At 64.6% G+C, this 12,927-nt stretch carries 10 protein-coding genes and 3 pseudogenes; 5 read left to right on the top strand and 8 right to left on the bottom strand.

From position 1 onward, the window contains the following. Positions 1 to 90: 90 nt before the first annotated feature. Complete coding sequence (locus AZL_RS21030; RefSeq protein WP_086935431.1) at positions 91 to 1,764, top strand: ISL3 family transposase; 1,674 nt, start codon at positions 91 to 93, stop codon at positions 1,762 to 1,764. 130 nt (positions 1,765 to 1,894) lie between these two features. Here the strand turns inward: AZL_RS21030 and AZL_RS34565 are convergent, their stop codons facing one another. Then, positions 1,895 to 2,236, bottom strand: coding sequence for a winged helix-turn-helix transcriptional regulator (locus AZL_RS34565; RefSeq protein WP_012976479.1), 342 nt, complete (start codon positions 2,234 to 2,236; stop codon positions 1,895 to 1,897). A gap of 98 nt (positions 2,237 to 2,334) precedes the next feature. Between AZL_RS34565 and AZL_RS34570 the strand changes: the two genes are divergently transcribed. From AZL_RS34570 to AZL_RS34575, 4 genes and pseudogenes are all read left to right on the top strand, one after another. Next, entirely contained in the window at positions 2,335 to 2,556 is a 222-nt protein-coding gene (locus AZL_RS34570) for a hypothetical protein (protein ID WP_086935432.1), read from the top strand. A gap of 73 nt (positions 2,557 to 2,629) precedes the next feature. Beyond that, complete coding sequence (locus AZL_RS21040; RefSeq protein ID WP_012973088.1) at positions 2,630 to 3,970, top strand: IS1380-like element ISAzs3 family transposase; 1,341 nt, start codon at positions 2,630 to 2,632, stop codon at positions 3,968 to 3,970. Between the two features lie 161 nt (positions 3,971 to 4,131). Then, positions 4,132 to 4,962: pseudogene (locus AZL_RS21045) on the top strand (zinc-binding alcohol dehydrogenase family protein); the annotation flags it as partial. Positions 4,963 to 5,087: 125 nt separating this feature from the next. Then, positions 5,088 to 5,351 (top strand): annotated as a pseudogene (locus AZL_RS34575) (transposase); the annotation flags it as partial. A 272-nt stretch (positions 5,352 to 5,623) separates the two neighbouring features. On the opposite strand, the pseudogene AZL_RS21050 reads toward AZL_RS34575, so the two are convergent. From AZL_RS21050 to AZL_RS21080, 7 genes and pseudogenes are all read right to left on the bottom strand, one after another. Then, positions 5,624 to 5,920 (bottom strand): annotated as a pseudogene (locus AZL_RS21050) (transposase); the annotation flags it as partial. 86 nt (positions 5,921 to 6,006) lie between these two features. After that, a complete protein-coding gene (locus tag AZL_RS21055; RefSeq protein WP_012976482.1) occupies positions 6,007 to 6,897 on the bottom strand; it encodes an SDR family oxidoreductase in 891 nt (296 codons plus the stop codon). Continuing rightward, positions 6,894 to 7,925 (bottom strand): NADP-dependent oxidoreductase, encoded by a 1,032-nt coding sequence (locus AZL_RS21060; protein WP_012976483.1) that lies wholly within the window; start codon positions 7,923 to 7,925, stop codon positions 6,894 to 6,896. Before AZL_RS21060 ends, AZL_RS21055 begins: the two co-directional genes overlap by 4 nt. A gap of 42 nt (positions 7,926 to 7,967) precedes the next feature. After that, complete coding sequence (locus AZL_RS21065) at positions 7,968 to 9,524, bottom strand: AMP-binding protein (protein ID WP_012976484.1); 1,557 nt, start codon at positions 9,522 to 9,524, stop codon at positions 7,968 to 7,970. Between the two features lie 10 nt (positions 9,525 to 9,534). Beyond that, positions 9,535 to 10,377 (bottom strand): enoyl-CoA hydratase/isomerase family protein, encoded by an 843-nt coding sequence (locus tag AZL_RS21070; protein WP_042444405.1) that lies wholly within the window; start codon positions 10,375 to 10,377, stop codon positions 9,535 to 9,537. 42 nt (positions 10,378 to 10,419) lie between these two features. Next, positions 10,420 to 11,535, bottom strand: coding sequence for a saccharopine dehydrogenase family protein (locus AZL_RS21075; RefSeq protein ID WP_042444407.1), 1,116 nt, complete (start codon positions 11,533 to 11,535; stop codon positions 10,420 to 10,422). Positions 11,536 to 11,592: 57 nt separating this feature from the next. Beyond that, positions 11,593 to 12,873, bottom strand: a complete 1,281-nt coding sequence (locus AZL_RS21080; RefSeq protein ID WP_012976487.1) for an acyl-CoA dehydrogenase family protein — start codon at positions 12,871 to 12,873, stop codon at positions 11,593 to 11,595. Positions 12,874 to 12,927 lie beyond the last annotated feature (54 nt).

Raw genomic sequence — 12,927 nt, forward strand, 5'->3', positions numbered from 1 at the left:
GATCAATCAGGGGTTGAGGTTACAGCCCGAAGCAGTCGAAAGTAGGCGGAGCCCTTCGAAGTTTGCGGATCGCTATATGAGAGGAAGCGTATCCTTGACACGGTCCTCTCCTTGAACCTTTCCCTGCATTCGATTGGCTTTCTTCCTGGTCTCCATATCATTGACCAGATCGACCATGGCTCCCCACGCATCACGTTGCGCGCACAGCAGACGACGGTGTCGGCTCCCTGTACCGCGTGTGGGACGCCATCTCGGCGGATTCACGGTTCCTACTGGCGCAGCCTCGGCGACCTCGCGTGTTTCGGCCGCCCCACCGTCCTGCTGGTCCGGGTCCGTCGTTTCCGTTGCACGGCGCCGACCTGTTCCCGGCGGACCTTTGCCGAGTCATTGCCGGGCATCGCGCAACGGCGAGGCCGGCAGACCGACCGGCTGCGCTCGGTGCACCGGTCCATCGGCTTGGCCCTAGGCGGCAACCCTGGCGCCCGTCATGCCACGGCGATGGGAATGCCGATCAGCCGAACGACGCTGTTGCATCGCGTTCGCGCCGGCGGAACCAAGCCGATCCCTCCGGTCACTGTGCTGGGCGTGGACGATTGGGCTTGGCGTAAGGGGCATCGCTACGGCACGATCCTGTGCGATCTGGAGCGTCGGCGGGTCATCGACCTGTTGCCCGACCGCAGTGCCGACACCTTGGCGGCATGGCTCATGATGCACCCCGGCATCTCCGTCGTCGCCCGTGACCGCGCCGGCGCCTACGCCGAGGGGGCCGCCCGTGGTGCTCCCGAAGCGATCCAGGTCGCGGACCGGTGGCATTTGCTGCGAAACGCGAGCGACGCCCTGCGCGGGGTTCTCGAGCATCATCACCGCGATCTGCGCGAGGCCGCTCAAACGGCCGCCCTGAAACCGGAACCGCTGACGCTGGAGGAGAACAACTCGGGACCAGCCACTGCATCCGAAACCGAACGGCCGTTGCGAGCCGCAGAGCGGCGGTCGCGGGCTGCGCAGGAGCGCCGCGACGCCCGCTTCGCCGAAGTTGCGCGCTTGCGTGAACAGGGCATGGCGCTGAAAGCCATTGCCCGCACCACCGGGATCGAACGCAAGACGGTGCGCCGCTGGTTGCGGGCCGGCCATGCACCGACATGGCGCCATGCCGCTCGCGCGACCAGCATCCTCGACCCGTATCGCGCCCATCTGGAGGAGCGTTGGCAAGCCGGGTGTCACAATGGGGCAGCGCTCTGGCGCGACCTCAAGGGCCAGGGCTTTGCCGGACAATATTCCGTTGTGCGGAACTGGGCGATGCAGCGGCGGCGAGAGGACCCGAGCCTCAGAAAATCCACAGGACCGAGGCGTCACTCGGCGGCGACCAGAGTTACGGAGCCACCGACGCCTCGGCGGGCAGTGCGCCTGCTAACCGTCGACCTCGACGTGCTTTCCGAGGAGGACCGCCAGTTCGTCGTCTCCTTGCGGGACCGCTCGCCCGCCATCGCCACCGCCGCCGACCTGATCAGCCGCTTCACGACGATGGTGAAGGACAAGACGCCGACCATGTTCGACGGCTGGCTGCGTGAGGCGGAGGCCAGTGCCCTGGGGCCGTTCGCCGCCGGCATCCGGCGCGACGAGGACGCCGTGCGCGCCGCGCTCACCGAGCCGTGGAGTAGCGGGCAAGTCGAGGGCCACGTCAATCGGCTCAAGGTCATCAAGCGGGATATGTACGGCCGTGCCGGCTTCGATCTCCTACGCAGTCGGGTCTTGGCTCACGCCTAACGCGAACATCACATCCCCAAACACCTTCTACTCATCCACACAAAATTTCCAAGAGCCCAAATTGGGATGTCGCCTGACAGTAGAATGACGATTCCAACAGCCCACACGCCGAATGATCCCGGCTGTAGTACTAAGCGCTTTCTTTGATGGCCATCCTTCGTTTTCCCCATGCCTCCGCGAAATCCAGCAACGGGCGAAGACCCTCACCATCTTCGGTCGGACGATATTCAACGCGCGGCGGCACCTCCGCGTAGACGGTGCGCGAGATCAATTTTGCCGTTTCAAGCTCACGAAGCTGCTTGGTGAGAAGGCGTTGGGTGATGCCCGGCAGGCGTCGATGCAGTTCGTTGAACCGCAGGCATCCTGCCATCAGCAGGTGATAGAGGACCACACCTTTCCACCGGCCATCGATCAGGTCGAGCGTCACCTCGACCGGGCAGCCGGGGAGTTGGCGATAGTGTCGTTCTTTCATATCAGTTCCCTTTCGGGAACTAGATACGCCATTTTGCTGTACTTGTGAAGTCCGTCGGTTTGATCAATCTGTCCAAACACGGAAGTCTGGAGACGCACATGAAGGCCATTCAGTTTTCAACAGGGGACATTCGCAGTGGAAAGCATCTCTTCCAGACAGTGGAATTGCCAACGCCCGTCCCCGCCCCACGTGACGTGCTGGTCGCAGTAAAGGCCGTGTCGATCAATCCCGTCGACACCAAGGTCCGGTCCGGGCTCGTTGGCGTGCCAGACGATGTCACTGTCCTAGCCGGGAAAATTCATGAGGGTTGGCGGGTGTAGTGGCATCCGTTGAGCGGCCGTAGGATTTGGGTGCTGACGCCAACTCCTGCCGTTTCCGGAGCGCCCACCCGCCATGGTTGATCATACCCTGCCGCTGCCCGGCCTGTCACCCGTTGCTGGAAAGCCGGTGATCGGGCGCTTTGATGGCGGCCGCCTGTCCTCCGATGGCGGGCTGCTGGTGCTGCGGGAGGTGGCGAAGCGGCTGCGGATTGCCGATCGGCTGGCCGCCTGTATTGAGGACCCGCGCGATCCAACGCGCACCGTGCATTCGCTGGCCGACATCATCGGCTTTCGCCTGCTGGCCATCGCGGCGGGCTACGAGGACGGCAACGACGCCGGCAGCCTACGCTCCGACCCGCTGTTCAAGATGGCCCTGGAACGCCTGCCGTCCGAGCGTGACCTTTGCTCGCAAGCCACCATCTCGCGCCTGGAGAACCTGCCGGATACCCGCGCACTGCTGCGCATGGGCCGAGCCATGGTCGATCTCTACTGCGCGTCCTTTCGCCAGGTGCCCAAGCGCATCGTGCTGGATGTAGACGACACCTTCGACACGGTGCATGGCGGTCAGCAGTTGCGCCTGTTCAACGCCCATTATGACGAGTACGGCTTCCAGCCCATCGTTGTCTTCGACGGCAACGGCCGCTTTGTCACCGCTGTGCTGCGCCCAGCCAAGCGGCCCAAGGGGACGGAGATCCGGACCTTCCTGCGTCGCCTGCTCCGCGCCATTCGGGCAAACTGGCCCAAGACCGAGATCCTGCTGCGCGCCGACGGCCATTACGCCTGCCCGGAGGTGCTGGACTGGTGCGAGGCGGAGGGGCTCGACTACGTGCTCGGTCTGCCGACCAGCAGCACACTGCGCCGTCACGTCACCACGCTGGAGGCCAGCACCGCGGCGCGCTTCCAGGCCATGCCCGGAGCCGACAAGGTGCGCCGCTTCAAGGAATTCTATGACGGGGCCAGCACCTGGAGCCGGGTCCGCCGCATCGTCGCGCGCGTCGAGGCAGGAGACCAGGGCACCGACAGCCGCTTCATCGTCACCAACCTACGCCACGGCACGGGTCGCTGGCTGTATGCCGGCCTGTATTGCGCGAGGGGACAGGCGGAAAATCATATAAAAGCCTGGAAATCCCACCTTGCCGCAGACCGGACCTCCTGCACCAAGGCGACGGCCAACCAGTTCCGCCTGTTCCTGCACGCCGGGGCGTACTGGCTGCTGTGGAGCCTGCGCTCGCTGATGCCGAAACGCTCCCGCTGGCGCACGGTGCAATTCGACACCTTGCGGCTGCGCTTGGTGAAGACCGCCGCGCGTATCGTGGAGATGAAGACGCAGATCAAGGTGCACCTGCCGACCAGCGCGCCTGATCAGGCGATCATCCACCTCGCCCTCGGCCGCATGCCCCGGCTCATCTGCTGAGCACCGGGGCAGCGTGCCCCAGCCGTCACCCAATCCCCTCCACCACCAACTCCGACACCGTCACGCCGCCGTCAGCGCGGCGGCCGACGACGCGCGCCCATACAGCCCAACGTTGATCATCTCAACGCGGCGACCAGACCGCTCGCCACCCTGGTGAATAAAGGCGGCTAGGGTGGGATGCGGCCGGCACGGTCGTTGCCGTGGGCGACGCGGTCGAGCTGTTTCGTCCCGGCGAGGACGTGTTTTACTGCGGCACCTTCACCCGCTCCGGTGCGAACGCGGACTGTCATCTTGTCGATGAGCGCATGGTCGGCAAGAAGCCATCTTCCTTGTCCTTTGCCGAGGCCGCGGCGCTCCCGCTGACCTCACTGACGGCTTGGCAGCTGCTGTTCGATCGCCGCGGCGTGCGGATGGGCAAACCCCCGGGCGCCGGCTCCTTGCTCATCGTCGGCGCGGCTGGCGGGGTCGGTTCCATCCTTATTCAGCTCGCCCGTCGGCTCACCGGCCTGACGGTGGTCGCCACCGCATCAAGGCCGGAAACCCAGGACTGGTGCCGACGGATGGGCGCGCATCACGTGATAGATCACAGCCGGCCGATGCCGCCGCAAATCGCGGCTCTGGACATTCCACCCGTCTCCTGCATCGCTTCGTTGACACAAACCGCAAAGCATCTCGCTGCGCTGGTCGAAATCGTCAAGCCGCATGGCAAGCTCGGCGTGATAGATGATCATGACCACTTCGATGCGGCGCCCTTGAAGGCCAAGAGCGTCTCATTGCATTGGGAAATGGTGTTCACACGGCCGCTCTATCAGACCGCCGATCTGATTGGACAGCATCACATCCTCACCGAGATTTCCGAACTGGTGGATGCCGGAATTCTACGAACGACAATGACCCGTTGCCTGACACCGTTCTCGCCGGACACTCTGGCAGAGGCACACCGCATCGTTGAAAGCGGCGGAATGATCGGCAAGATCGTGATGAGCCGGTAGCGGCGAGCACCCCCAATCAAGTTCCATCGATCCGGGAAGCCTCAGAGCCTGACCCGAAAAGAATTGAGTGATTTCAATACCTTGTGATTCAATCGATGTTGCGAGGCATGACGAATGACAAGACGATGTGGACTGAAATCACCCGAGCGCAGTATCGACGGAAAGGATTGCGGTATTCAAGCGACACGACGGACGCGGAGTGGGCGGTTCTCGAACCTTTCCTCCCGGCGGCTCGACGCTTGGGACGGCCGCGAACGGTCAATGTGCGCGAGATCGTGAACGGCATCCTCTTTCTGGCGACCTCCGGGTGCCAGTGGCGGCAACTGCCGAAAGATTTCCCGCCGATGGCGACGGTGCAGCGCTATTTCTACCGCTGGCGCGACGATGGGACCCTGTGTGGACGGCCCTCTCGGCGCAAGAGGAGAATTCGTGTTGAAGGTTGGTCGGGTGCATCCGTGTGTCCGGCCTGTCGTCGCGACCTCTGGTCGCTGGGCTTGATGAAGTCCGCAGATCAACGCCCAAATCACCTCAGCGCGCTCCCGGGCGCTTGGTCCCCGTGGGTTTGGTCGATCCCCGGTCTGACCGGTTCGTCATCACGTCTCACCACCCTCACGCCATCCGCCTCGGCAGGGCCTTGGTCCGCTGCCGAGGCGAACCTCGACTATGCGGCGGTCGGTGCCACGCAGGTCCCGCCGCACGTCAGCACCGCCCAGGCGATGCGCGCCGTTTTGTTGGCCAGGGCGACGGCGGCGAGTTTGGCGGGCTTGCGCTCCAGCAGCTTCGCCGCCCAGCATCGAGCCGCGTTGTCCTGGCGCGCCAGCCGCATGACCGCCGTGGCGCCGATGACCAGCAGGCGGCGGAGGTAGCCGTCGCCTTGCTTGCTGATCCCCGTCTGCCACTCCTTCCCGCAGCCGCTGTGGGCTTTCGGCGTCAGGCCGAGCCAGGCGGCGAACTGCCGGCGGTCGTGTCCCACGAGGTGGTGCAGGATCCGATGATGGGGTGAAGTCGGATCGCGATGGCTTGCTCCAGCAATGACCGGCCGGCTCATTCGGTTCCGCCAAGCTTCGGCCGCATGAGCCGGTCTATTCCAAGAGCCTTGAAAATCAGGCGGTCGAACACGCGATCGGGAAGATAGCGGCCGACATGCCAGATGCTGTCCAGCGGATAGCGGGTGCGGGGTTTCGGCGATTCTATGGCGTGAAGAACCGCCCGCGTCACCAGGGATGCCGGCTTGGCGGCGTCCTCCTGCTTGCTTAGGGACTGGTTGAAACGGTGCCATATCTCGGCATAATCGGTATCTCCGTACCGCTCCAGAGGCTTGGATGCCGCAGATTTCTCGAAGAGCCGGGAGCGAATGAAGCCCGGCTCGATCGCCGAGACCTCGATTCCATAGATTTTCAATTCGCGCCGCAGCCCCTGGGTAACGGCCTCCACCGCATGCTTCGATCCGGCATAGGCCGCCATGAAAGGCACGGTGATCGCGCCCGAAACCGATCCGATGTTGACGATGCGTCCCGGTGGATGGCGCGCGCCGTGGCGTGCCCCGAGCAAGGGTAGGAAGGCCCGCGTGACACCGAGCAGACCGAAGAGATTGACCTCGAAGGTCTGCCGGATCTCGTCCAGCGACTGATGCTGAAGTGGACCGGCGAAGCTGACGCCGGCGTTGTTCACCAGCCCCTTCAGGCCCCGCCCGTCCAGGGCCGCCTCGACCACCGCTACCGATTGCTCCACCGCCGCGGCGTCGGTGACGTCGAACAGCAGCGGCGTGAAGGCTTCGCCCCAGGTCGCGCGCAGTTCGTCGGCGTCCGGACTGCGGCGGACGCTGCCGAAGACCCGGTAACCGTGCCGCATCAGGTCCTCCGCGATGGCCTGGCCGATGCCGCTGGACACGCCGGTCACCAGGACGGCGGGCCGGTTCGTGACGGGCGGGGTCATGCCGGTTCCGCGATCTTGAGGATCAGCTTGCCCGGATTCTTGCCGCTGAACAGCGTCGGCAGGAGATCGGGGGCCTTTTCAAAGCCCTCGACCATGTTTTCCTCGACATGCAGCTTGCCCTCGGCCACCCAGCGGCCGAGCTGTGCGGCGCCTTCGGCCAGACGGTCGGCATAGAAGAAGAGCAGGATGCCCTGCACGGTCAGCATATGGGTGCAGATGCGCATATAGTTGCGCGGCCCCTGGAGTTGGACATCGGTGTAGCCCGACGCCATCGCGCCGCAGATCAGGATGCGTCCGCGCGGGGCCATGTGAAGCAGCAGGGTGTCGAGCATGTCACCGCCGACATTGTCGAAATAGGCATCGACGCCCTGGAGGCACAGCGCGCCCAGACGCTGGGCGACATCCTCGTTCTTGTAATCGATGGCCTCGTCATAGCCAGCCTTTTCGACGATCCAGCGGCATTTCTCCGGACCACCGGCGATGCCGATCACCTTCTTGGCGCCCAGTGCCTTGGCGATGCCGCCGGCAAGCGAGCCGGTGGCTCCGGAAGCGGCGGAAATGACGACGGTGTCACCCGGCTTGACCTTCAACCCGTCGGTCACGCCGAAATAGGCGGTCAGGCCGCTGACGCCGAAGACGCCGAGATTCCAGGAGAGCGGATAGTCGGCCCGCGGCAGCACGCGCAAGGGCATCGGGCCGTCGGACCGGGCCAGCACATAATCCTGCCAGCTCATGAAACCTTCCACCAGATCGCCTTCCGCATAGGCCGGATTGCGCGATGCGACGACTTGGCCGATGCCCATGCAGCGCATCGGGTCGCCCAACTGGATCGGCGGCATGTATCCGCCATGGTCGGTCAACCAGATGCGCTGGCTGGCGTCGTAACTGAAATAAAGCGAACGCACCAGCACATCGCCGTCGCCCGGCACCGGCACGGCGCCCTCGTGATAGCGGAAGTCGCCGGTCTTCACCGCACCGGCTGGGCGGGCAGCGAGCAGCCACTGCCGATTGATCGTCTGAACGGTCATGAATCGGGATTCCTTATCAGATTTGATGGTCAAGATCGCTTTTCAGATTCGACGCGCCACATCACGCCAATAGGGCTCGCGGATGTCCTTCTTGAGAACCTTGCCGACCGGGCTGCGCGGCAGCACGGCCACGAAATCGACGCTTTTGGGCGCCTTGACCGATCCAAGCTTTCGCTTGCACAGATCGATCAGCTCCTCGGCTCCGACCTGGGCCTGCGGCTTCAATTCGACCACGGCCATGACCGCCTCGCCCCAGTTGTCATCGGGCACCCCGATCACCGCGCATTCCAGCACCGCCGGGTGCGACCACAGAACCTGTTCGACCTCGCTGGGATAGACGTTGAAACCGCCGGTGATGATCACGTCGCGCTTGCGGGCGGTGATGTGGAGGTAGCCTTCCTCGTCCAGATGACCGACATCGCCGGTGTGCAGCCAGCCGTTGACGATGGTTTCAGCCGTCTTGTCGGGCTGCTTGTAATAGCCCTTCATGACGATGTCGCCGCGCACGCAGATCTCGCCCGTGCCGCCCTGGGGCAGGAATCGCCCCTCCTCATCCATGATGGCGAGGGAATTCAGAACGGACGGCAGTCCGCAGGAGCTGAGCCGGGTGTCGGAGGCGACCATGCCGTCGACGAAATGATCGCCCGGGCGCAATGCCGAGATGCCGCCCGGCGCTTCCGTTTGCCCATAGCCCTGAAGCATGACCGGGCCAAACAGCGAGAGCGCCTGCTTCAGCTTCTCGACCGACATCGGCGCGGCGCCGTACATCAGGTAACGCAGCGACGAGAAATCACGGTCCCGGATGCCCGGCATCTCCAGCAGACGGTAGATCACCGTCGGGGGCAGGAAGAATTCGGTGACCCGGTGCTGTTCGACAGCGTCGAGCAGGGCCACCGGATCGGGCTTGGTCAGCACGATCACCGTGCCGCCACGCGCGCTCGCGGGCAGCGACAGGAAGCCGGCCGAATGGGTCATCGGCGCCGCCGCCAGGTTTACGATCGGCTCTTGCGGGTCGTAATGATTGTTGAGGATCGCATTTCCCATCGACACGCCAAGATTGCGATGCGTCAGCATCACGCCCTTCGGCAATCCGGTGGTGCCGCCCGTCGGCATCAGGGCGGCAAGATCATCCGGTTCGCAGATCACCGCGGGCGGCGTCTTCGGCTGGTCGGCAATCCAGTCCGACAGCGAGTCACAGCCGCCCATGCCGTCGTCGATGCAGACAAGCCGACGCAGGCCAGGGCACTCCCGGCGCAGCTGTTCGACCACGGGGGCGAAGGCCTTCTGGAAGAACAGCACCTCGACGTCGAACCCGTCCAGCAGTTGCCGCTGCTCCGACGCAGTGCCGCGCGGGTTGACGGGAACCCAGGCAAAGCCGGCCCGCCAGAGGCCGAGCACGCACATCCAGGACAGCGGGTGATTGGCCGACAGCACCGCCGCCTTGGTTTCCTTGGGCAATCCCAGCCCGACCAGCGCGTGCGCGACCTGACAGGTGATGCCGTAGGATTCCGCGAAACTCCAGCGCTGACCATCCATGACGAAAGCGCTGCCCTGCCGGTTCAGACTGTAACCACGGTCGAAGAAATCGGTGATCGCCATGGCGGCGCCCTCAGTAGGGAAAGCCGTGGACGCGCGCGATCGTCGCGGGCAGGTCCAGTTCGTGCTCGCGGGCCTGCTTCAGCGGCAGGATCGCCTCGACCGACTGACGCATCTCGACGCCGCCGATCGCCGAGCGGAAGCCGTCGTTCTCTGCGGCGAATCCGGCGAACATCGGATCCGCCATCGGACCGTACAAGCGCCGCAACACCTCCCGGTGATAGGCGACGACCTCGGTGGACCGAACCGAAAGGCGGGCGGCGAGATCGTCGACATAGGCATCGAGCTCACCCGCCGGCAGCGCCCGGTTCACCAGCCCGTAGCGCTCCGCTTCCAAACCGCTGAAATCGCGCGCGCTGAGCAGGAGTTCGAGCGCGCGGCCCGGCCCCGCCGCCATCGCGACGCGGGTCGTGCCACCACCGCAGGCCAGGAACCCGCCGCTGGCTTCAGGCGCACAGAATTTCGCATCCAGACTTGCGAACCGCATGGTCAGGCCAAGAATGAATTCCAATCCGGCGCCACGGCAGCGCCCGGCGACTTTGGCGATGGTGACCTGTGGCAGGGCCTGCCAGCTCAGCCCCAGCGCCTGCATGGCGTTGACCTCGGGATATCTGCTGGCCTTGGATGGATCGGAAGCCGATGCGACCAGTTCCTCGATGTTGAAATGGGCAATGAAGAAATCGGGATCGGCGGTGTCGACGACGACGACCCGGACGCTCGGATCCGTCATAAGCTGGCCGCCGAGCTGGAACAGCTCCTCGACCATCTTGAAGCTCATCAGATTGATCGGCGGGTTCGACAGGACGACGCGGAGAATCGCGCCCTCCTGCCGCAGGGAGAAGGTGGAGAAGCTCATGGGCATGTCCTCAGGAATTGGGCTGTCGGCGCCGGGACGGACTCAGGCGACCCGTTCGACCTTGATCGAGGCGTAACCGTAGCTCTCCAGCGCGCCCATCAGCTCCCGGTGGCCGAAGACTTCGCTGGGAGAACGCATCCCGGTCACGCGCGGCGTCTCCCCGACCAGCCGGCGCGCGGCATAGGCCTGCAGCAGGCCTGTCGTCAGATAGCCGCCGGTGCTGATCAGGGTGCTCTTGACCATCACGTTGTTGCCCGTGGCCAGGCAGACGTCGATCGACCGATGGACCTGGCGCGCCTCGCGCGGCGGCGAGGCGGGCGTGATCGACGCCGCCATGTGGTCGAGAACCTCGCGGAGCCGCTGTTCCGGCAGCCACTGCAACTGGACTTTGTAGATGCGCTCCAGCTCCAGCTCCTTCTTGTAGAGCTCTTGGTTCCAGATGGCGACGTCCATCTTGCAGTTGCGCACCCGGCCGTCGCGCCGGAACCAGATCGGATTCGACGAACCGCCCCAGTTGGACGCTTTCAGGACGAGGCCCGAGGGCGTACACACCTCGGTCGTCTCGATCCCGTTGTAGCGCACCAGATCATGGTCCTTGAGGTAGTAACAGGGGTGCCGGATCGCATCGAGGATCGTCTGGGTCGAAGCCACGGTGGGCACGGCGTTGCCGACTGCATGCATCCGCAGGGAGTCGACACCCGGCGTTTCCAGGCAATGGCGCGCCCCGATCTCGCTGACCCCGTACATGTAGGCGGTGGACGGGATCATCACCAAACCCGCCTTCACGAAATCGCGGCCGAACAACTCGTCGAGCTGCAGCATGGCCGACTGCTCGCCGGTCGTGTCGAGGTAATGGGCGCCGGCATTCAGACAGGCCTGAGCCACTTCCTTGTTGTAGCGCATGAACGGGCCGACGATGTTGCAGACCACCTTGCGGCCGGTGAAAAGCTTGGTCAGCGCCTCGACGCTGTGCTCGACCTCCGCGATCTCATAGCGAGCGCTTTCTATCCCGGGCACGATGCGCAGCGCTTCCTCGATGCGCCGGCGATCCCGTCCGGCCGCCACGAAGGGAGTGCCGAGGTCCCGAAGATGTTCGACCACCAAGCGGCCGGTATAGCCGCTGGCTCCATAGACGACGACAGGGTAGCCGCTGCTCAAGACTTGTCCTCCCTTTGAATTCGTTGCTCCCGACGAGTCGAGCCGGCGGGATCGACGTCAGGCGCGGCCCCAGCCGTCCTGCCGGTACAGCCGGCTCAGCAGATGGCCGTAATGCATCTGCAGAATGTTGTTCTCGCCATCCTCGATCTGCATCGCGCGGGCGTCACGCAGCAGCTTCTCGACAGGCACTTCGCGGGACAGCCCCATGCCACCGAAAAGTTGCAGGGATTCGTTCACCACGGTCATCAGTTCGTTGCAGCAGAAGACCTTTCCGGCGGCGGTGAAATAGGGATGCGGGCGCGGCGCGCATTTGGTGTAATGGGCGACATGGCGAGCCATCGCGCGAATGGCTTCCACCTTCGTCCCGATGCCGCCCAGCCGGTGCTGGGTCAGTTGAAGATCGGCCAGCAGCGCCCCGCCCTGTTTGCGTTCATGCACATAGGCCAGCGCCAGCTCGAACGCCGCCCGCGCAAGGCCGGTGGCGATGTGGCTCATCGCCGTGCCGGCCTGCGCCCAGGCATAGGCATGCTTCAATTCATAGTCCTCGCGCGTCGCGACGGCGAAACGACGCGGCACGCGGACACCGTCGAAGTAGATCTCACCCTGCGGCAGCGCGCGCTTGCCGAACTTGTCGAGCGGTTTTCCGCGAGAGACGCCCTTGATGTCCAGCGGCACGATGACGTTGCAGCCGTAAGTGTTGCCCTGCCCGTCATAGAAGCCGTCGCCGTAATCGGCCACGACATCCATCAGCGCGACCTGCGCCACTGGCCCGTTCGACACCCAGGCCGAGGTCTGACCGTTGAAGACGATCTCGTCGGCGGTGAAGGTCGCCTGCAGGTTCCCCTTGTTGCCCCGCGAGCCGGGATACCGCTCTTCCGGATAGAGGATCAGGCCGTCGGAGCCGCGGTCCGGTTGGGTGGCGCACCAGCAGCCGAGCTTGCCCTCGCACAGGTCGATCAGCTCCTGCCGACCACTGGCCCTCGCCATGACCATGGGCAGACCGCCGGCGCCGCTGGAGACGGTAAGGCCGGCATCGCCCCAGGCCATCTCCTCGATCACCAGGGCTTCCATGCGCGCGGCTTGGTCAGGGCCGAGACCACTCGTCGCGTCGGGACCGAAGCCGAGCTTCTGTGCTTCCACATGGTATTGCCAGAAGGGCGAGCCGGGACAATAAGCCTGTTCGGCGGGCAGGCGGTCGATCTCGCGGCCCAGCGGGCGCATTACGTCGCGGGCGAAGCGATGCATGGCCTGCTGGACGCCCAGTTCCTCCTCGTTCAAGCCGGTGTCGAAGCCGGACAGGCCAACCACCGGCAACGGCACAACATGACGTGCGTTCATGCATTTCTCCGGGCTTTCAGGATCAACGCCAAATCCTGTGTCTTGCTGAATGTT

This window comes from Azospirillum sp. B510, assembly GCF_000010725.1.
Classification (GTDB): Bacteria; Pseudomonadota; Alphaproteobacteria; order Azospirillales; family Azospirillaceae; genus Azospirillum; species Azospirillum lipoferum_B.